General features: G+C 59.5%; 12 protein-coding genes. 5 read left to right on the top strand and 7 right to left on the bottom strand.

Going from position 1 to position 20,375, the window contains the following annotated elements:
- The first annotated feature begins 114 nt into the window (after positions 1–114).
- From ABIB60_RS04420 to ABIB60_RS04410, 3 genes are read left to right on the top strand one after another with little or no spacing between them, the layout of a single operon-like run.
- Positions 115–1,098: an AAA family ATPase gene (locus ABIB60_RS04420; RefSeq protein ID WP_354577995.1), complete on the top strand. Its 984-nt coding sequence runs from the start codon at positions 115–117 to the stop codon at positions 1,096–1,098.
- Positions 1,099–1,101: 3 nt separating this feature from the next.
- Positions 1,102–1,659, top strand: a complete 558-nt coding sequence (locus tag ABIB60_RS04415; RefSeq protein ID WP_354577994.1) for an acyltransferase — start codon at positions 1,102–1,104, stop codon at positions 1,657–1,659.
- Positions 1,595–3,019 (top strand): polysaccharide biosynthesis protein, encoded by a 1,425-nt coding sequence (locus tag ABIB60_RS04410; RefSeq protein WP_354577993.1) that lies wholly within the window; start codon positions 1,595–1,597, stop codon positions 3,017–3,019. The genes ABIB60_RS04415 and ABIB60_RS04410 overlap by 65 nt, the downstream gene beginning before the upstream one ends.
- Positions 3,020–3,214: 195 nt before the next feature.
- On the opposite strand, the gene ABIB60_RS04405 is transcribed toward ABIB60_RS04410, so the two are convergent.
- Together ABIB60_RS04405 and ABIB60_RS04400 are read right to left on the bottom strand one after the other, a co-directional pair.
- Positions 3,215–4,864 carry a beta-helix domain-containing protein gene (locus tag ABIB60_RS04405; RefSeq protein ID WP_354577991.1) on the bottom strand — a complete coding sequence of 550 codons (1,650 nt, stop codon included), beginning with the start codon at positions 4,862–4,864 and terminating at the stop codon, positions 3,215–3,217.
- A 121-nt stretch (positions 4,865–4,985) separates the two neighbouring features.
- Positions 4,986–7,808, bottom strand: a complete 2,823-nt coding sequence (locus tag ABIB60_RS04400; protein WP_354577990.1) for a TonB-dependent receptor — start codon at positions 7,806–7,808, stop codon at positions 4,986–4,988.
- A 148-nt stretch (positions 7,809–7,956) separates the two neighbouring features.
- On the opposite strand from ABIB60_RS04400, the gene ABIB60_RS04395 reads away from it, so the two are divergent.
- Together ABIB60_RS04395 and ABIB60_RS04390 are read left to right on the top strand one after the other, a co-directional pair.
- On the top strand, positions 7,957–8,853 hold the full coding sequence (locus tag ABIB60_RS04395) for a YicC/YloC family endoribonuclease (protein ID WP_354577988.1): 897 nt from the start codon (positions 7,957–7,959) through the stop codon (positions 8,851–8,853).
- 336 nt (positions 8,854–9,189) lie between these two features.
- Positions 9,190–9,735, top strand: a complete 546-nt coding sequence (locus ABIB60_RS04390) for a hypothetical protein (RefSeq protein WP_315997025.1) — start codon at positions 9,190–9,192, stop codon at positions 9,733–9,735.
- A 118-nt stretch (positions 9,736–9,853) separates the two neighbouring features.
- On the opposite strand, the gene ABIB60_RS04385 is transcribed toward ABIB60_RS04390, so the two are convergent.
- The 5 genes from ABIB60_RS04385 to sov form a co-directional block, all read right to left on the bottom strand.
- Entirely contained in the window at positions 9,854–11,182 is a 1,329-nt protein-coding gene (locus tag ABIB60_RS04385; protein ID WP_354577987.1) for a M28 family metallopeptidase, read from the bottom strand.
- Between the two features lie 35 nt (positions 11,183–11,217).
- Positions 11,218–11,625, bottom strand: coding sequence for a VanZ family protein (locus tag ABIB60_RS04380; protein ID WP_354577986.1), 408 nt, complete (start codon positions 11,623–11,625; stop codon positions 11,218–11,220).
- 23 nt (positions 11,626–11,648) lie between these two features.
- Positions 11,649–12,029, bottom strand: coding sequence for a glycine cleavage system protein GcvH (gcvH, locus tag ABIB60_RS04375; protein WP_354577984.1), 381 nt, complete (start codon positions 12,027–12,029; stop codon positions 11,649–11,651).
- 117 nt (positions 12,030–12,146) lie between these two features.
- Entirely contained in the window at positions 12,147–12,710 is a 564-nt protein-coding gene (locus tag ABIB60_RS04370) for a hypothetical protein (protein ID WP_354577982.1), read from the bottom strand.
- Positions 12,711–12,830: 120 nt separating this feature from the next.
- Positions 12,831–20,351: a T9SS outer membrane translocon Sov/SprA gene (sov, locus tag ABIB60_RS04365; protein WP_354577980.1), complete on the bottom strand. Its 7,521-nt coding sequence runs from the start codon at positions 20,349–20,351 to the stop codon at positions 12,831–12,833.
- Between the last annotated feature and the right edge of the window lie 24 nt (positions 20,352–20,375).

Genomic DNA, 20,375 nt, shown 5'->3' with positions numbered 1-20,375 from the left:
GGTGCGGCTGATACGTGGAAAACGACTTTGTACGTACCGATGACAGAAGGCTAAAGATGCGGTAATAGCCCTGTTTTTCTACCTTTAAGCTCGTTCTACCCGTTTCGCTGTTGTATGCTGCCTCCTCAGTCTGGCCCGGCTCCCGATTATCCGCAGAAAATCAAACAGGTGTTTGCCGAAGTAGGGAAAGTGGTAGTGGGTCAGCACTACATGCTGAACCGACTGCTGATTGGCCTTTTCACCGGTGGGCACATTCTGCTGGAGGGGGTGCCTGGCTTGGCCAAAACGCTTACCATCAGTACGCTGTCCAGGGTATTGCACCTGCATTTTCAACGAGTGCAGTTCACCCCCGATTTGCTGCCTTCTGATTTGGTAGGTACCATGATTTACAACCAGGGCCAGTCGGTATTTGAGGTGAAGAAGGGTCCGATTTTCTCCAACCTGGTGCTGGCCGATGAAATCAACCGCTCCCCGGCCAAGGTGCAGAGTGCATTGCTGGAAGCTATGCAGGAAAAGCAGGTGACCATCGGGGAAACCACGTATCCGCTCGACTTGCCCTTTTTGGTGCTGGCTACCCAAAACCCGGTGGAGCAGGAAGGTACCTATCCACTGCCGGAGGCGCAGGTAGACCGTTTCATGATGAAAGTGTATGTGGACTACCTCAAGAAAGCTGATGAGCTGGAGGTAATGCGCCGCATGGCCAACATGAGCTACGTGGGCGAGGTAAACCCGGTGCTGACCAAAGAGGATATTTTCGGTATTCGTCAGCAGATCAATCAAGTACAGATTTCGGAGACGCTGGAGAAGTACATTATTGAGCTGGTGTTTGCCACCCGCCGCCCAGCCGATTACGACTTGCCCGATTTTCAGCAGTACGTGCAGTTTGGCGTGAGCCCGCGCGCCAGCATTGCCCTGCACCGCGCCGCCAAGGCCGTGGCCTACCTGGATGAGCGGGACTACGTGTTGCCCGAGGATATTAAGGAGGTGGCCACCGATGTGCTCAACCACCGCATTCTGCTCAACTACGAGGCCGAAGCCGACGGTATCCGCACCCAGGACATGATTGAGGCCATCCTGCGCAAAGTGCCAATTAGCTAAAGCATGCGGCAAGGGCTGAAAAAGTGGCTGTACCAAAGGCTGCGCCTGCGGCCCGAAATGCCGCTGAGCTTTTACGCGCTGGATGCGCTGTTTCGCAGGCTGCTGCGCCAGAATGCAGGCGTGCAGTGGGCCGTGCACCATACCAGCACCATCCGCAGTCCGCAGCGCCTTACTGTGGGCCGCGGCACGTTTCCCGGCGACTCGCCCGGGGTGTACATCAACGCGGATAACGGGGTGCACGTGGGCGACTTTACCAACCTGGGCCCGCAAGTCGGCTTGATTTCCGCCAACCATGATGCCATAGCCAACACGGAGCGGGTGGCGGCGGAGCCCCTGCGTATCGGCCGGTTCTGCTGGCTGGGGATGGGGGCCGTAGTACTGCCCGGCGTAGAGCTGGGCGACTTTACCGTGGTAGGAGCCGGAGCCGTGGTAACGCGCAGTTTCCCGGCGGGCTACTGCGTAGTGGCCGGTAACCCCGCCCGCCTCATCCGTCACCTTGACCCCGCCGCCTGTGATGCCCAAGCCCGGAGCACCTACGCGCAGCACGCTGCTGGGCACTAGCGCCTTTATCTTCCTCATTCGATTTTTTCCCACGCTGGCCAGTGTGGTGGTTCTGGTATGGCTTTCAAGGAGCATGGCACCGGCCTGGTACGGCAGTTATCAGAGCTTCTGGGTGCAGTGGCAAGTGGCGCATGTGGTGGCTTGTCTGGGTTTGCCCACGCTGTTGCTTACCTACTCGCCGCCTCAGGCACAGGCGCTGGCGCACCGGCTGCGGAACTGGCGGGGGGCATCCCTAATCGGCTGGTGGGTGCTGTGTGCCATTGCGCTGGTGTTGGCACAAGCGTATACAGGCTCCTTATTTCGAGGGTGGCAGGTAGGTTTGTTTTTGCTGCTGAACGCGCCCATAGCCGTGCTGGAAGCCTATGCGTTGCTGGGCCGCCGATTTAAGTCTGTTGCCCAGCTCAACGGTGGATACTCCCTGCTGTTTGGACTAAGCCATGTGCTGGTGCTGCCACCCGTTTCAAGCAGCACCCAGCTAATGACTATGTTGATCCTGGGCAATGGCATACGGCTTCTGGGGTTGCTTCAGGTAGTGAAGCCGCAGTTTCAGCGGCAGCCCGATACCGTTGCTTGGCCCGAGCGTATACCTCAACTGTGGGCGCACACAGCGCTGAATGAGGTAGTACAGATCTTGTTCCGGTGGGTAGATAAACTAGCCCTGAACTTTCTGCTGCCGGCCGCCCTGTTTGCCTTGTACTTCAACGGCACCCTGGATGTACCGTTTCTACCCCTGCTGCTGGGGGCAGCAGGCAGTGCCCTGCTACTGCATTTCCACGAGCCGGAAATATCGGACGCAGAGCGGGTTGAACTGCTGAAAGCCACCGCTGCGCTGCTGGGCCGACTAGTATTTCCGCTGTTTTTTCTGTTGGTGCTATTCCGGCGGGAGTTATTTGGAGTCGTGTTTGCCCACCGCTATGATGCTGCGGTGCCGCTGTTTTTGCTTTCCTCCCTCGTTATTCCGCTCCGGGCCTACAACTTCACGGCCCTGCTACAGCACAAGGGGCAGGGGCGCATTATCACTACCGGAGCTGTGCTGGATTTGCTGCTGGCTTTGCTGCTCATGTACCCGCTGTTCCGGGGGGTGGGACTGGGCGGGGTGGCGCTGGCTTTCGTTATCAGTACCTGGGGGCAGGCGGGCTACTACCTCTGGCACACGGCACGGCTCTTGGGGCAGCCGTGGTACGCGCTGCTGCCGCTCCGCTCCTGGGCAGTACAAGTAGTGGGCGCTGGCCTTGGCTTACTGCTGCTGCACGAGGCGCTGACGCGGTGGCTGCCCGAAGCCGGCGTGCTGTGGGCCGGCGCGGGTGTGGTTGGCCTGTGGCTGGCGCTGCAGCTGTGGCAGGCCCGGCGCACCGGCTGAAGCGCACAAGTGAATAAAGAACGTCATGCAGAGGCGCAGCCGAAGCATCTCGCGTGCTGACATTGTACTACTAATCAGACATCAGCATGCGAGATGCTTCGGCTATGCCGCTACATGACGGTTTACTACTCCACTAAAAAAGAGGAGGCCCGAACCAATGTCCGGGCCTCCTCTTTCCATTTATCTTTTTAAAGGCTATTTAGCTACTACGAAGCGCACCGATTGAGTGCTTTCATTGGTGGTTACCTGGGCCAAGTATACGCCGGCTTTCAGCGTGGCGGGCAGCGCTACTTTTTGAGTGCCGGCAGCCAGTTTGCCATCCGTCAGTACGGTGGCTACGGTGCGGCCGGTTACGTCCAGCACACGCACCGAGGCCGTACTGCTGCGCTTCAACTCGAAATTCAGCGAAGCCTCACCAACTGCGGGGTTCGGTGAAACCGTCAGCTGCTGCAGTTGGTCCGAAGCTGGTTTAGCTGCCAGCGTAACCCCTGGACGGTTGTAGCAGGTAGTCTGGGGGTTGAAGTTGGTCCAGCCGGCGGCCCAGTTGGTGGTACCGAAAGCGCCCCGGAACGTGCCGGTCTTTTCGAAGAAGCTGTCGGCCAGCTTGGCATCGGTGTAGGCGGCGCCGGTGCGCAGTACGGAAGCCGCGGGCAGGGTGTAGTCGGGCGTACCGTTGGCCGTGCCGTTGGCGTTGGTAGTATTGTAGTTATCGGCGTTGAGGCCCAGCGCGGCGGCAGTAGCCAGCGTCTGGTTGTTGTTGGCCGCGGCCTCCCAGAAGCCCTGCACGTTGTAGGTGCCGCCCGACTGCTGCGTGTACGGGTTGGCAATGCCCGCCATTACATTGTTTTTGAGTACCAGCGTACCGTTGGTGGCGTTGGCCTGGGCACCCGAGCCGTCCAGCGTCAGGCCCTGGGGCCAGCCCGTTACCACCGAGTTGAAGATGGAAATGCTGGTATTGCGGCGCAGGTGCATGGCCCGGGTGAAGCGGGTGGTGGCGGGCACGTTCTGCAGCAGGGCCGTTACGTTGGAGAATACTGGCGCTGTGATGGGAATAAGCGAGGAGCCGCCGGCATCATTATCTGACTCAAAAGCCGTGGAGCCCGACTGGTCATCCACGCTGGGGTTGCGCACGGCCAGGGCGTACTGTACTTTGCCCGTGTAGCCAAAGTCCGTGTCGAAGTCATCATCCACGGCCCCGATGGAAATCAGGTGCTTGGCGTTTACCGTGCCCCCGAACCACTCAAAGGAGTCGTCGCCGCAGGCGTACACCTGCACGTAGTCGATGATGGTGCCCGAGCCCACGCCGCCCATCGTCAGGCCGTTGATTTCGTTGTTTGGGGTAATGGCAATGCCGCAGTACTCAATGCGCACGTAGCGCAGAATGCCCGAGTCGTCGGCCGCGTTGGAACCGCCAAACGTGCGGCCCGGAATACCTTCGATAACCGGCGTGCCGGGCTGGTTGATGGGCGCCCGGCCCAGAATTACGATGCCGCCCCAGTCGCCGGTGTTGCGGCTGTTGGCGGGCTGGTTCGAGGTGAAGACGATGGGTTGCGTGGGGGTGCCATCGGCCACCAGCCGCGCGCCCTGCTCAATTACCAGCGTGCCCAGGCCGGTACCTTTGATGATGGTGCCGGGCTCGATGGTGAGCGTGGCACCGGCCGTTACGTACGTCCGGTCCGTCAGCAGATACACGTTATTGCGCGTCCAGGTGGTGCTGGTGCTGATGGTGGTGGGCACGCTAATGGGGGTAGGCTCGGCCGGGCACACCGTTTGGGCCTGGGCAACGGGGGCGAGGGTGGCCACCGTGGCAAAGGCCAGCGCAACAGGAAGTAGAAGCTTTTTCATAACGGGCAAAAATGAGGTAGTGAGGAAGGCGAATCGTTGACGGCACGAAGGTCCGAAAGCAAGACGCCCCTCAGGGCATGAGGGGCGTTATGCTTTCATTAGCTCTATGTTACCGTAGTATTTAGAAGTTATAAGTGAGGCCCAGCGTGGAGTAGCTGCCCCGGCGGTAGCGCCCGAACGAGCCTTTCTCATTCGCCTCAATCTTGCTGTTTCGGTTGAAGTCGTAGAACTGCTGCACCGGCTGGTTGAGCAGGTCCTGAATGCCGGCCTTCAGCTGCAGATGCTGCCCGATGCCCTTGGTTACCGACAAGTCAATCACATTCCGTGGCATCTCAATTACGGAGTAGTTCAGCGTCTTGTCGCCAATGAAGTTGAAGCGCTGGCCGATGACGTTGTACTGAGCCGATACCTGCAGCTTGGCCTCATCGTCCTGATAGAAGGCCCCCACGTTTACCACGTAAGGCGACTGACCTTGCAGCGGCCGGTTGGAAAGGGCAAAGCCCCGGTTTTCGTCCGTATCGGCCAGCGTTACGCGGCTGTAGATAACCGAGGCATTAGCCACAAAAGACAGCCGCTGTAGTACCGGATTCTCCGACAGTTCTACTAGGCCTTTGCGCACTTCCAGTTCGGCCCCTAGGTCGTAGGCCCGCTTGGCATTCTGGAACGTGCGGTACAGCTGGGTACCAGTAGTATTGAGTGTAATTTGCTCGATGGCGTTGTTGAAGTACTTGTAGAAGCCCCCGATGGAAATCAGCTCGGAGCGGGAAGGGTAGAATTCATAGCGCAGGTCACCGTTGTAAATCGTGGCCGTTTTCAGGGCCGGGTTACCCACAATGATGGAGTTGGTAGTGAAGTCGTAGTATTCGTAGGAAGCAATTTCGCGGAACTCGGGCCGGTTCACCGTTACGCTGCCCGCCAGGCGCAGCAAGGAACGCTCATTGAAGTTATAGGCCGCGTTGAAGGAGGGCATGGGAATGGCTTTGGCCTCCCGGTAATTCTCCACTGCGTTGGTGAGGCGGCGGCGGTTGTACTCTACCCGTACACCCCCCGATACGTTGAACTTATCCGAAATAGGCGCTACCAGGCCCACGTAGCCGGCTACCAGCGTGTTGGTAGCGTCGTAACGATCGGCGGGCTTGGTGCCCTCATCCACGGTAAAGCCGTTGATGGCATCCAGGTTCTCCGGGGCAAAAATCTGGTCGATGGGCAGACCAATCAAGTCAGGCCGGTTAAAGCGCAGGCCCCGAATGAAGGAGAAGTAGCGGTTTTCCAGGTTCCGCTCGCGCTGCTCGGCGTAGAAGCCAACCCGCAGCTTAAACTGGTTGGCGCGGGTGGTGTCGCGGCCCATGAACCGCCGCTCCCATTGCCCGCTGCCCATGAAGGTATTTTCCTTCAGGGTGGAGAAGAAGCGGCTGGTTTCCGTGATGTTGCCTTCCGTGGGAATATTTACCGAGAAGGGCTGGTTGAACTCCGTGTTGCGCAGGTTCTGGTAGCGGCTGTAATCGGGCTCATCCCGGAATACGTAGTTGTATCCCCCGGCCCACGTAACCGTGGTATGTTCGCCAGCGCCCATGTTGTGCGAGCCCTGCAGCTGCCCCGAGTAAATAGTGCGGCTCTGGTAATGCAGAGCGTAGTCGTCGCGCTCCACCCCATCGGCGTTGCTGCCCCGGCGGTGTACCACTTCATCGGTAGCATACTGGTTGAGGAAGTTGCGGAACTCAATCCGGTTCCGGTCGTTGATGCGAGCCTGCCAGTTATGAATCAGGCCAATACGCGTGCTGGTCAGGGCGCGCTCATCATCGTAGGTGTACTGGGCCCGGGGTAGTTGAGTCGCTTCATCACGCTCTACCAGGTAGCGGTTGCGCTCTACGTTGTACTGCTCCCGGGCGCTGGAGTATGACAGCGACGTAACGTTGCTCAGATACAAAGAGCCAATTTCAAACTTGCGCGTCAGGCCCAACGAGGCGCGCAAATCGGGCATGGCTTGCGTAATCTTTGGTAGCCAGGCCGTGCTGCGGAACGAGCGGCTGATGGCCGTGAGTTGGTCGGGCGGGGTGGCGTTCTGGCCGCTGCGCTTTACTAGGCCGTCGGGCAGGGCAGAGGGTGATTGGCGCGTATTGTCATCAAAACCCAACCAATCGGTGCTGCTCCGGCTAGTGGTCATGTAATCGTTACGGAACGTAGTGCCGCTGCGGTACCAGCCCGAAACCGTGAAGTTGGTAGTATTTTCCAGCACAGAGTTTTTGGTGTATACCTTCACCGCACCGCCGCCCATTTCACCTGGCAGCTCCGGGGAGCCGGATTTGAAAATCAGTACCCGGTCAATCACTGAGCTGGGCAGAATATCGAAGGAGAAGGAGCGAGTATCCACCTCAGCCGAGGGCGTGAGGGCATCATTCAGCAATACCGTGTTGTAGCGCTCGGCCAAGCCCCGGATTACGATGTAGTTGTTGCTCTGCACGGTAACCCCCGGAATACGCTTCACCACTTCAGCCGCGTCCCGGTCCAACGACTTCACAATCTGGTCGTTGCTCATGCCGCTCACCACCACTTCCGACTTCTTCAAGTCCTGAATCATGGCCACCTCGGTGCCGGTTTGTTTCTGGCCGGTCACCACCACTTCCTTCAGGGCCTGGGCATTTTCCTCCAGGGCTCCGTTCAGGGTCGTTTTCTGATCAGCCTGTATGCTGATAGCGCTAAATGTGAGCGGCTTGTACCCGATGGACTGAATGGTAATATTGTAGGTGCCAGCGGCCAGCTTCAGGGCGTAGCTGCCATCTATTTCTACGGGGGCCGCCTGCGTGGTCCCGGTTACCAGCACCGTGGCCCCGATGGCGCCTTCGCCAGTTTTTTTATCCGTTACTTTTCCAACCAAAGTACCCTGTTGGGCCCAGATTAAATGGCTGATTGTCAGGAAAAACAGTAAGAGAAAAGAACGCCGCATACGGGGGTCGTAAAAAGGTTTCACAAAACTAGACCGGCCCTGTTATGCTAATATTGCGGCCACGTTATGCTTGTGTTACCGCCCAGCTAAGCCCTTCAGCGTCTGCGGGAAACCAGTACTTTTGCGCCCACTTTGCCCAATTCTGCCCATGCTCCAGTCCATGACCGGCTACGGTATCGCCTCCCGCGAAACCGACCATTACGCCGCCACCGTTGAGATTAAGTCGCTCAATTCCAAAACCCTTGACCTGAGTTTGCGCCTGCCCCGCTTCCTGCAGGATCGGGAGCTGGAAATCCGCAACCTGGTCACCAAAAGCCTGCAGCGGGGCAAAGTGAACCTCAATCTGGACTTCACGCGCCCGCGCGTTACGGGTGCGCAGGGTTCAGTAGTCAACCAGGCCGCTGTTACCATTGCCTGCCAAGAGCTACTACAGGTGAGCTTGGCCACCGGCCTAAGCCTGGAGCAGGTAACGGCCGTGGCCCACGCCCTGCCCGGCGCCCTGCGCATCCCCACTGACACCACGGCCGCTACTGAGGAAGAAGAGGAAACGCCCTGGGAAGAGCTGCTACCCCTGCTGCAGCAGGCTCTGGACCGCGTCAACCAGTTCCGCCGCGACGAAGGCCAGGCCCTGACCTCCGAAATCCTGGGCTACGTAGACCGCATCCGCATTCTGCTGGCCGATGTGGAGCGCCACGACCCCACCCGCATTGAGCAGGTGCGGCAGCGCCTGGAGAGCCACCTCGCCGATATTTCCGGCAACGAAAACTTCAACCCCATTCGCTTCGAGCAGGAGGTGCTGCACTATATTGAGAAGCTGGATATTGCCGAGGAAAAGGTGCGGTTGGTCAATCATTTGCACTACTTCACCGAAACGGCCGGTTTACCCGAACCCACCGGAAAGAAATTAGCGTTTATTTCGCAGGAAATTGGTCGGGAAATCAATACCATCGGGTCCAAAGCTAACGACTCTACCATCCAGCATTTGGTGGTAAGTATGAAGGAGGAGCTCGAGAAAATCAAAGAACAAATCAACAACATTCTGTGAGTACAATCAGTACATTGGGAAAGCAAGCTCGCTTCCCAAATTGAACTTTGAGCATACCAAGCCCGATAGGGTATTCCTGATACGAAATTGGTATTTTTTAAGGTTGCACTTTCTGATTGTGAAGACCGAGGTATTTGAAAAATATTTGTTTTTGACTGAATGTGAGTGTTTTGCAAAAATAATTACTGGTTCTATATAGATGTTCCTAAATTATTTTTTTGTAAAATACTTGCAGCTTACATTTTTGTGCGTAAATTGTGTTATCCAAACAGAGCGGCTTTTCGTTCCTTGGGTACCCTTAAGCCTTTGAATCACATCTTTTTTCAGTCTAGGATTATGAAAAAAGTCTTACTCTCTGCCCCTCTCATCTGCCTGATGCTGTTGCTGATGGCTGCCCGTCCCTTCGCCGAAGTGGAGATGGTAAAAAAGCGCGTGCTGAGCGAGCGTGTGGAAATTCTCATCCCCAAAGGCTTTGAGGTGATGAGCGAACAGCAAATGGACTTTAACTATGCTAAAGCACAGAGCCGTCCGAGCGTTATCTACACCAACAACAAGGAGGCCAGCATCGCCTTCTCCTACACCGACAATACAGCCGATCAGGATATGATTGAGATGTACTCGGACAACTTCTATAAGATCTACGCCAAGCAGTTCAAGGAAGCGAAGTGGTTTAACCACGGCGTGAAAGACGTGAACGGCCGCAAAGTAGGCTACATGGAGCTGATGAAGCCTGAGTTGGGCCACGAAGTGTACCAGTTGATTTTCTTCACCGACGTGGAAGGCAAATTGCTGATGTGCACCTTCACCTGCGCCGACCGCCAGAAGCCAGAGTGGGAAAACGTAGCCAAGCAGATCATGGGCTCATTTAAAGCCAACAGCTAATACCAGCTTATCCGTAATAGTAAAGGCCGACTCTCTATCCGAGGGTCGGCCTTTACTATTACAGGCGCTACCGTCCGCAGAAAGATCAGGCCCGTGAAAGCCACTTTCTGCACAACAACTATTGAGCGGCTCCCTGCACGTTTAGGAAGTCGCGGAGGAGTTGGAACAGGTTGGGAAAGGCTGTCAAGGGCAAGGTTTCCGGGCGGTCCTGCACATCGTGGTAGGCAGTGGTGCCCCCGCGGGTGTAGAGGAAAAAAGCGGGTACGCCAAGTTCCGAGAAGTAGTAGTGGTCGGAGTTGGCGGCTTTGCCCCGGGCTGCTAATGATGGGAGATAGTGATGCTGGGCGTTGAGCTGCTGCAGTTGCTGAAATGGTTGGGCAAACACCCGCCCATTTACCACCGTGGCACCTTCGGAGCCGGTGCCCAGTAAATCGAGGTTGAGCAGAAAGCGGATACGCGGGAGCGGTACCAAGGGGTGCTCGGTGAAATAACGGGAGCCAACCAAGCCCGCCTCTTCCGCGCCAAAGGCTATAAACACGAGCGAGCAGGCGGGGCGGTTTTCGGGGCGGGCGTAATGGGCCGCTAACTCCAGGAGCATTGCCACGCCGCTGGCGTTGTCGTTGGCCCCGGGGAAATAGGTGCGCTTGCCCATGGTGCCCAGATGGTCGTAATGAGCCGTCACCACCAGAAAGGAATCGGGTTGCACGCGGCCGGGCAGATAGCCCACGATATTCTGGGTTAGGTACTGACGCTGCAGCACTGCCTCCACGCGCGCGGCCACCAAGGCCACCGTGGGGCCGCTAGCCGTCGAGGAAATACTGTTCCATACCGAATCCCGCACCTCCAACCGCATCTGCGAAGCCTGCTCGGCGGCGAGTGAGGCAGTGAGCTTGGGGACCAGCGTCAGGCGCAAAGCCGCTGAATCCAGGTGCTGGCGCAGGGGGAGCGGCAGGGTAGCGAGTCGCCGCTCATCGGCGGCCCGGAGTACCAGGCCGCCCCCGTGCCAGGGGTGGTGCAGCAACTGTTGCTGGGCCGTGGCATCAATGAAGGCCAAGGTATCAAAACGTAGTAAGGGTACCGCTGAAAACGGGCCGCCCACTTTGCCGCTGCCCGAAGCCGGAGCCGCAATAAAATCGTGGCCGGGACGCAGGCGGCGCGCACTGCCCAGGCCCGGAAAGCGGAGCATCCCCAGGCTTAGCTCCAACTTCAGCTTGCCCGGGAAGGTGTTTACATCCAGCGGAAACGGTTGGGTATAGTTGGGAGCAAGGGGCTCTAACCCCAACTCCCGAAACCGTTGCTGCAGGTAGCGGGCCGCTTTATGGTCGCCGCCGCGCACGTAGCCCCGGCCATGCAGGCTAGGCGAGGCCAGCGTGGCAATAGTTTGGCGCACCCGGGGCATATCCTGCGCCTTTGCCTGCCCCAGCGCCAGGGCGGCGCCAGCCGCCATGCAGCGGACAAAAGAGGCGGAGACCCGGCCGCGCATCATTGCCAAATTCGTCTGGTGGCCCACATCAGCAGCAGACCCAGCACCACGCCCAGCGAATCACTCAGTAAATCCGACCACTCGCCGTGGCGGCCCAGGTCCATGCGCATCTGCAGGATTTCGATGAAAGCACCCATGCCCACGGCAACCAGCAGCACCGTCCGGAAAGCGTGGGTGCGCAGGCTGGCAAACCACCGCTGCCGCCGGGCCGAAAAAACGCTTAGCACGGCCAGTACCCAGAACACAAACGCGTGGGCAGCCGTGTCGAAGGACAGCAGCTCCCAGTGCGGCGTGTTGGGCATAGACCGGGCCGGGGTGAGGGTGCTTACCAATACAAACGCCGCCCACGCCAGCGGCAGAACCACGAAGGCTCGGCGGCGGGGCGGGGGCGGCGCAGTGGCAGACAAGGCCGGAAAAAGTAAGCGGCGGACTAAGCGCCTACCAGCTCACCGTAGGTTTCGGCCGACAGCAGGGCCTCCAACTCGGCGGGGTTACCAATGGACATTTTGATCATCCAGCCGTCGCCGTAGGGGTCAGAGTTTACCAGCTCAGGGCTGCCATCGAGCTTGTCGTTGATTTCCAGAACGGTACCGGTGATGGGGCTGTACAGGTCGGAAACAGTTTTTACGGCTTCCACGGTGCCAAATACCTCGTTTTGCGCCACGTCTTTATCGAGGGTGTCAATATCCACGTACACAATGTCGCCGAGTTCCTTCTGGGCGTGGTCGGTGATGCCGATGAAGGCAACGTCGCCTTCCACGCGGATCCATTCGTGCTCTTTCGTGTACTTCAGGCTGGCGGGCAGATTCATGGGTTGCGGTACTTGATGGGTGTAAGTAAGGATGCGGAAGCCACGGGCTCCGGAGCCAAAAGTACGAGTTGCCGCGCAGTTTCCGAGAGAAGCGCCCCCGGAAGATTTGGGGTATTGTTACGGGTTTGGGGCCAGCATTTGCGGCTTTGCGCGGCACACTACCCAAAAGCCCCAGGCGCCCTGCTCCAGCTCCAGGGCCAAGTAGCGGGCCAGCACCGCGCGGCCAGCCTGTTGGGGTAAGGCAATCTGCGTGGGGTGGCCATCTAGAAGTACTGCCGCGTAGGCGTCCTGCGCGCCCGGCACCGAGGTGGTTTGCACGGGCAGCAGCAGATGGCGGGTAGGTCCCGAGGCCAGCAGCTGGTTGGATGCCAGCAGCAACACCGCCGCCAGCAGCCCGAATGCCACAGTCGAGTACAGATATAGCAACACCGCCGTTATCAGCACGCTCTGGATAGCAGGCGCAGGAGCCTGTTTACGGCGTCGCTGGCCGGCGAAAAACCACAGCAGTCCGCCCGTAACTACGCCAGCCGTACCCAGCACTACGCCCCAGAGCAAACCCGCTGAAACCACCGTGCGTGCGGCCAGGTGCAGCAGTGCAAAGCCCCATACAATACCTAACAGCAGCAATACGGCCCCACGTATCACTAGGCGACTGGACGAGGTAGAGGTGACGGCAGCCATAGTGGAATGCGGAATAAGGTAGAAATCGGCCTAATTACTGCCATTTACCCATGCATACAAAAGCCCGCCTTCACTGAAGACGGGCTTTTACCGAAATGAGATTAAGCAGAACCGTACTGCTTACTGCGAAAGGCTGTAGCGGAGCTGAATGCCGCCCTCGGTAGCCGTGTTGCGGAAGGCGTTCTGCACCCGAGGCTCGGTAATGTTCTGGGTGAAGAAGAACTGCAGATTCAGGCGCTGGTTCAGCACGTAGTCGATGGTAGGGCGCAGCTGCACCTGGTGGGTGCCGCTGGTTACCTGGCTGGAGGAGCGGCCCTTGTCGCCGGTGACGCCGGCGGTGGGGTCTACCACATCCAGAATGGTGCGCTGCACGGCGTAGTTGTCGCTGATGCTCAAATCGAGGCGGGCGGTGAGGTCGTTGCGCAGGATGCGCTGCTCCCCACCTACCCGGAAGGGCAGCTTGAGGCGGTTCGTGGAGAAGCCTACCCGAATCACGATATCGGAGCGGCGCAGCTCGGTTACCTGGGCGTTGGTGGTGTTCAGGCCAATGGTGCGGTCGATGCGGTATTCCAGACCGCCCGAGAGCTTGCCGGTGGTCTGGAAGTTTACGCCAGCCAGCGGGGCCAGCCGCTCGGCAATACTTACCTGCCCCAGAATAAAGTAGGGAATGTACTGCCCGGCTTGGTTGGTGATGGACGAGAATTCATCCTTGCCCGGCTCTTTGAGGTAGTTAGCCGACGTGGTGTATCCCGCAATATTGTACTGGGAGGTATACACGTGGCTGAGCGTAAACGAGCGGAAATACTGCTGCATAAAGGGCAGCTCCGCCAGGCCATTGTACTGAATGTTCCAGTTGGGTACGGGCAGCATGGAGAAGGGGCTGAACCCTTTGGCCTTGTAGCCATTCGACGACTTACCCCGGTAGGCATCCATGAAGGCCGGAATCAGCACGTCCTGGGAGTTATAGCCGTAGCGGCCGGTGGCGTTGCTGCCACCCTGCGCCTCCTGGAGGCGCTGCTGCACAAACACCCGGTTTTCCACGAACCGGTCAAACGCCTTGGAAACCTCACCGCCCCGGCTCAAATCACCGAACAGCGTCTGGACTGAAATAAACGAGGTAGTAAACGTGCCCGAGCCCAGCGAATTGCTGGCCGTGGGTACCGCGTTGGGCGCGGCTTGCAGCGTGAGGGTATCCACTGGGTTGCGGTAGAACACTTCCCGGTTGCGCACCAGGTTGCGGCGAGCATCCAACTGCACAATGAAGTCGCGGAAGGGCTCCAGGGTGGTGCGTAGCGTCAGGGCTTCGGTGAGCAGGGAGCTGAGTGGGGTGTTCAGGTACTGGCTCTCCTCAGTGTACCAGCCGTTGCGGTAGGCCCGCTGGAACAGGGCATCCAGGTCTTGCTGCTGACCCAACAGGAAGGGCACGCCCGGAGCATCAAAGCCTCTGTCCAGCCCGAAGAAACGGGTGCGGGGCAGGTAACCGGGCAGCAGCGTACCATTGGAGCGGGCGTAGGTGAAGTTCAGGGAGCGGGCCGTCATCAGGGAGCGAAGGATGCCCTTCAGCAGCCGAAGCTGCGGGCCCTGGCTGGAGTCAGCGGCGGCCGTTTGGCCGGGGGTGTTGGTTTGGCCCGGCGCGGTGCGCGGGTTGTTCTGTCCGGCCTCCGGCTTGACCCGGGGCGGGGGTGGGGGCGCGTTGTTGATAATGTTGAGGAAGCGCACCTTGTTGTAGAGCTTCACCAAGTCAATTTTCCCGTTGGCGCTCACCTCCCCGTTGTTCTGGATGGTGTTGCCCAGGTTCAGCTCCCGCACCTGCGTACTGTCCGGGAATTGGGGGTACACTGGGGCCGTAAGGGCCGTGGAGGCCGCCTGCCAGGTGTAATTGGCTGCGTACCGAATATCGGAGGAAACCCAGTCAGTGAGCGGAAACTTGTCCAGGGGCAGGCGGTAGGTGAGGGCCACCGTCTGGTAGAAGTTGGTGGTGCGGCCCCCATTGCGGAGCAGGTTGCGCTTGATCTGGTCCCGGTTGCGCTGGGCCTCATCCGAGCTGCCAATGCTGCGGCCCAGGCCCTCATCCACAATAGCGCGGTTGTTGGCCGTGTAGTCCAGGGCTAGGGCCTTGGTCAGGTCCCAGCGCAGGTCGTAGATGCGGTTTACGTAGAACGACTTCTGGAACACACCCGGAATACCAACCGTACTGGGTACCTGACCGGGCTCCAGGGTGCGCTGCAGGAACCGCTCGTTGTAGCGGCGGTCCAGATCGGCGCGGAAGGAGAAGCGGGAGGGGAGGGGCGTGAAGTTCACCTCCTTAAACATGGCCAGGTAAGGCGAGTCGAAGGCTTTTACCTGGGCCAGGGGCGTGTAGTTTTTGGGCGTGGCCTGGTACACGTAGGCCAGGGCCCCGGTGTAGGTGCGCGTATAGTCCCGGTCGGTGCGGATATCGGTGTGCAGGCGCTCAGTGAGGGAGTAGCTCACGGCAAAGTTTTCGATATCGTAGGGCCGCACTTTCCGCTCGGGGTTGGTGCGCTCCTTGCGCACGTTCAGCAGGGAAATACTGCGCTGGCTGGTCTGGTCGATTACTTCCTTGCGGTAGTTGGCCCTCTCTTCGCCGGACTTAAACTTCTCCAGCGACTGGTCGAGCTTGGTGTCGGGGTCCAGCGGATCGTACTTGGGGGCGCGGGTTTCGATGCCGGCCTGTACCAGCACCGGCACGCGCAAACCCAGCTTCTCGGGGAAGAACTTCTCGGCCGCTATGGTGGCATTCACGTCGCCCCGGGTGATGTTGTCGATGGAGCGTTGCTGGGCCCGGTCCTGCAGCCCCCCGAAGCCCGTACTGATGAAGCTGCCGGTGGCCGTAATGTTGGCCACATCGGCCAGCTTGGCATTGAAGCGGGCCGTGGCGGCCCAGCCACTCTCATTCTCAAAATCCAGCACCCGCAGCTCATCAGCCCAGAGGGTAAAGGACTTGTTGGCGCCATCGTCGCGGGGGTTAAGTACGCCAATCATGGCACCCTGTACCGCCGACAAATCGGGGTTACCCACTACCGTGATGGTGGAACCGTCGGGCAGCGTTACTACGAAGGGGCGAGTGTAATCGATGCTGGATGCGGCCTGCTTGTTCCGGGCCGATTTGGCATCAACGAAGGCCTGGAAGGGCAGATCAATGCGGTTTTCCACGGGCCATACCTCATCTACCAGGCGCTGACCGGGCTTGGTGAGGGTGAGGGGCTTGCTGTACTCGTAGTAGTTCTGAACGTAATCGGTACCGAGGCGTACAAAGCCGCGCAAGTCCTTGTCGTCCACTGACCGGTCGTCCGATTCAGCGTGCAGGAACATCTTCAGCCGCTTGTAGCGCAGCATGTTCAGGTTCAGGTTTTTGTAGGCCGCCTTGGCAAACCCGTCGCGCAGGCCGTCCACCACCAGGCGCAGGCTCTGCTCGTTTTGCTGGCGGTTTACGGTGCTGGAGCCGTATTCCCGGTCGCGGCGGATGTTGGGCGGCAGCACGTAGGGAATTGCGTCGTTACCCGCCGTATTGGAAATGCCATTTTCCTCGATGCTGACGGTTGAAATACTGAAGCCGTCAGCGTCCGTATCCGGGTTCACAATCGTCTGGCCCGGCTCGGCCAGCTTATTGAGGTAGCGCCGCCACTGGTTGGCTACAAACTGGGGCTGCACCATGCGCAGTACCACCGGCTGCTGCCAGCGGGTGAGGTACATGCGCAGGAACCGGATGGATTTGAAACCGAACTCCTGGTTGTTGTTGCCCACGATGCCGGTGTACTGGCGCACCGGCACCCGGAACTGGTACCAGGTCACCGGCTCGTTGTTGGTATCGGTGTTGTTCACCGTAATCTTGTCCACGATGTAGTTCTGGCCCACATCCAGCTGGCCGGGGCGCAGCTGCAGGCGGTACTCGTAGTACCGCTCCGTGTCGTTGAGTACGTTGTCCCGGTTCAGGTCTTCCTTGTCGGGAAAGGCCGTGGAGCTGAGCTGGCTGCCCTCGGGCGAGTTGCCTTCCAGGCCGTTGAAGTCCTTGTAGCGGGCCAGCACTTTGGCATCCTGCTGGTCGTAGCTAGCGTCGAGGTGGTGGCGGAAGTTGTCGGCGGCGGGGTCCGGCACCGTCTGATAAGCGGGGCTGATAGTGGGCAACTGCTGCTCTTCGCCGTCGTTCACGCCATCTAGGCCCACATCCTGGCGGGCGCGGGCGCCGGGGGCGGCACTAAAGGCATCCGTCAGGAACTGCTGGCGGGAAGCGCGGCCCCAGTCGGTGGCCACGGTTTCGGTGGTCAGGTTGGCTGGGTCAGCGGGCAGCCCGTTCTCAAACTCGTACTGGTTGTTGTCCTGCAGGACATCCTCCGATACCGAGCCCAGGTTGATGTACACCTCGCCGCCGGTGGTGTTGTTGCTGTTGTGCCCGTCGGAGTCCACCACCCGGCCATTGTCGCCGGTCAGGAAGGGGTCCATCATCCAGAACTCCAAAAACTCCACGTTGGCGTTGTCGAAGTCCGTATCGAAGGTGATTTCCCGGGAAATACCGGCGTAGCGGGCCGTGTTGGCGGCCGGGGTGGTAGTAGCGAAAAAGGTAGGCCGGGTGGGGTCGAACTGAGGCGTGTAGTTGTACTGGCCGCGTTGGTCCGGGAAATAAGCCAGATCCAGTGTGCTTTCGAACGAGTTGCCGGTGGTGCCCACGTCCCGGTTCGGGAATACCTCCGTGCGCTTGATGCCGCGCACGTAATGGTTTTTCAGGTCATTAACACCAATGTTATTGGGTCTGCTCTGGCCGTTGGTGTAGTAGGTCTGGTCGATGGTATACCAGGCCATTTTGGCGCGGCTGTAGGCCGCCGCCAAGCCCTGGGCGGTACCGGCCAGTGGGGCCGGCGTGGCCGCCAGCCGCCAGGTAGTAGCCGAGTTGATGCCGCCTAAGGAATACGGGGTGCGGGCGTTTTCGAAGTCGTCGAGGTAGGAAGCCCCATCTTCGCCCCCACTGCCGCCGCTGCCCAGCTTGCTCTGGGAGGGTAGCAACTGCGCAAACTCCCCGCTGAAGGCTACCGTCGAAATTTCCTTGGTGCTCACGAAGGGCAGGGCGTCCAGGTACTTGGTCAGGGCCCGTGACTCCCGGCGCATATTCACGTCGAAGCCGTAAAAGGTATTGTTGCCCGGCTCGTCGCCAATGTTCACGCGGTTGATGCCGGGGGCTTGGTTTTCGCGCAGGTGCAGTACCGTGGCGCCAAAATTAATGTCGGGGGAAAGGCGGTAGTCAAAGCGGGCACCCAGCAGCTTGCGGGGCTGCACCTGCACCAGAGCGTTTTTCTCAAACTCCACCCGCAGCTCATTGGCCGAGTTCAGGTAGGCCGGGTTCAGGATTTTAACCTTGGCTTGGTCGTAGAACACCTGGTAGTCGGTGCCTTCCTGTAGCAGAGTGCTGCCGGCAAATACCCGCACCGAGCCCTCCGCCACGCCAATACCGGGCAGGTTGATTTCGTCGGTGGAAGTAGCCTGATAGCGGCCGCGCAGAAAGAACTTGTCTTTTTCCTGGCGCTGCTGGGCGTCGCTCTGCACCTGGTTATACAGCTCCCGGTACACGTATTTGCGCGCCAGCTCCCGCTCTGAGGCCGAGGCCGTGGTATCAAACTGGGCCGCCAGGTAACTGCCGAAGGGTTGAATCTCGGGGAAAATGATGCGTCCCAGCTCCGTATCCACCGTCACGCCCGGGAAAAAGTCGAAGTTGCCGTCGGGGTTCCGGTCGTTGTTGGGGTTTACATTGTCGAGGTTGAGCACCTCAATCAGTGGGCGGTTGGCAATGCGCTGGCCTTCCTTGAGCGAAATCAAATCCACCCCCGTCACGTCATCCTTGTAGATGATCTGGAGCTGGAAATTGTCCCGGTTGAGCTGGTTGGCGTTCAGGGGATAGATGTTTTTCATCATCAAATCCCAGGTCGGCAGGTTGCGCGTGAGCAGGTTGCTGTTGCCGCTGTTGGGGGCGCCGGGAGGGGGCACGTTCACCGTCGGATCGGCAAGGTTGGCCAGGCCCACGCCGGGGTTGGTGGCCTTCAGCATCTTCAGGAAGATGACCTGATCCTGCCCCACGTTGGCGTAATCGTTCTGAATTTCCCCAACGGTGTAGGTTTTGCCGTTGTAGATGTATTGGTACGATACGCCTAGCACCTGCTCGGGCAGCAACTGCGTGTTCAGGGAAAGGTACCCAAGCTGCGCGTTGTAGGTGTACTCGCGCGGGTCCAGTTTCCGAGCCCGCACGTGCTCAAAGTCTACGTTTTTGGCTAAGCCCAGGCTGGCCAGCGTGTTGTCCACACCCAAATTGTCGCGGTAGCCGGCAGTGCGCTGAATGGTACTCAGCAGGGTGTTGGCCGGGTTGTCAGCCAGAGAGTTGGGCCCGAAGGTTTTCTGGAACTGGCGGCGGTAGAGGCGGCGCGGTTCGGCCACGTCCATCAGCGTGATGACGTTGCGCAGGTTGTCGCTCTGGCGGTTGTCGTTGGTCACCCACACCTCCAGGTGTGTGATTTCCACCCCGCTCTGAATAGTAGGCAGGTTGCGCAGGGCCGCGTCGTACCGGTCGCGGAAGGTCTGGTTCAGGAAGAAGTGCCGGTCCCGCTCGTACTGGCTGGCCTTAATTTCAAACTGCCGACTCTGGCCCCCGTTCTGAATACGCACTTCATCAGCCTGCCCGCGTAGAGTGCTGGCCAGGGCCGTTACACCCAGGCGCCCAAACTGCAGCTGGGTTTTTACCCCGAACAGGTTCTGCCCGCCCTGAATCAGGGAGTTGTTCAGGGGCAGGCTCACGTTGCCCAGTTCTACTTTGCGGATGATATCGGTTTCGTAGCCTGTGTAATCGAGCTTCATGTTGTTCTCGAAATCGAAGGCCGCGCGGGTGTCGTAGTTAAAGGTCAGCTTGAGCTTCTCGCCAATCTGCCCGGTGAGGTTGAGGTTGAGGTTCTGGTCGTACTGGAAGTCGCCCACGCGCTGCTGGCGCAGGGTGAGGGTAGGGTTTTCGTTACGGTTGCCCCGGTAGCCCATGCGCAACGTCACGGCGCCCTGGGGCCGGATGTCCACGTAGCTGCCCCCAAAAATCCGGTCGGCCATGGGCCCCAGGTAGATTTTGGGAATAAGGCGGCGGTTTTCGGCCTGGTTCTGGTCGCCGGCCACGCCCCCGTTGGAGCGCTGGCGGAAGTAGTTGCGCACGGCCTGTTGCTGCTGCCAGCGCGAGTATTCCTCAAACGTCATCCGGCTAGGGTTCCGGAAGTCCACGTCCGAGCCCACCCGCTCCCGGATATCGAAATTCTGCAGGCTGTCGTCGGCCTGTACGTCCAGCTGCACGTTCGAGGGGAGCGGCAGGACCAGGGGCGAACGGCGGCGCTGGGGCGAAAACGGTGTACCCACCCGGTCTTCGGGGGCTACGCGGGGCCGGGTGCTGGGCCGGTAGCGCGTGGTATCGGTGCGGGGCGTATCGGGTGAGAACCCCAGGGAGAACCGGGGGTGTGGGGCGGTGCCGGGCAGCCAATCAGACCAGAGCTGACGCATAGCAAACGGCGCGGCCGACCCGCCCAACGGCCGGGCCTGGGACCACCACGCCACCAACGACACAACGGCCACCACCGAGGCGGCCAGGGACTTCTTACCGGTATTCAAGCGTCAATAATCCGTCGGGCGAAT

Origin of the sequence: Hymenobacter sp. UYP22 (genome assembly GCF_040547285.1) — a bacterium.
Classification (GTDB): domain Bacteria; phylum Bacteroidota; class Bacteroidia; order Cytophagales; family Hymenobacteraceae; genus Hymenobacter.
This window is presented reverse-complemented; position numbering and strand designations above follow the sequence as displayed.

Coding starts and splice junctions, on each gene's coding strand:
- ABIB60_RS04420 (WP_354577995.1), top strand. CDS start 115: ATGCTGCCTCCTCAGTCTGGCCCGGCTCCCGATTATCCGCAGAAAATC.
- ABIB60_RS04415 (WP_354577994.1), top strand. CDS start 1,102: ATGCGGCAAGGGCTGAAAAAGTGGCTGTACCAAAGGCTGCGCCTGCGG.
- ABIB60_RS04405 (WP_354577991.1), bottom strand. CDS start 4,864: ATGAAAAAGCTTCTACTTCCTGTTGCGCTGGCCTTTGCCACGGTGGCC.
- ABIB60_RS04400 (WP_354577990.1), bottom strand. CDS start 7,808: ATGCGGCGTTCTTTTCTCTTACTGTTTTTCCTGACAATCAGCCATTTA.
- ABIB60_RS04395 (WP_354577988.1), top strand. CDS start 7,957: ATGCTCCAGTCCATGACCGGCTACGGTATCGCCTCCCGCGAAACCGAC.
- ABIB60_RS04390 (WP_315997025.1), top strand. CDS start 9,190: ATGAAAAAAGTCTTACTCTCTGCCCCTCTCATCTGCCTGATGCTGTTG.
- ABIB60_RS04385 (WP_354577987.1), bottom strand. CDS start 11,182: ATGGCGGCTGGCGCCGCCCTGGCGCTGGGGCAGGCAAAGGCGCAGGAT.
- gcvH (WP_354577984.1), bottom strand. CDS start 12,029: ATGAATCTGCCCGCCAGCCTGAAGTACACGAAAGAGCACGAATGGATC.
- ABIB60_RS04370 (WP_354577982.1), bottom strand. CDS start 12,710: ATGGCTGCCGTCACCTCTACCTCGTCCAGTCGCCTAGTGATACGTGGG.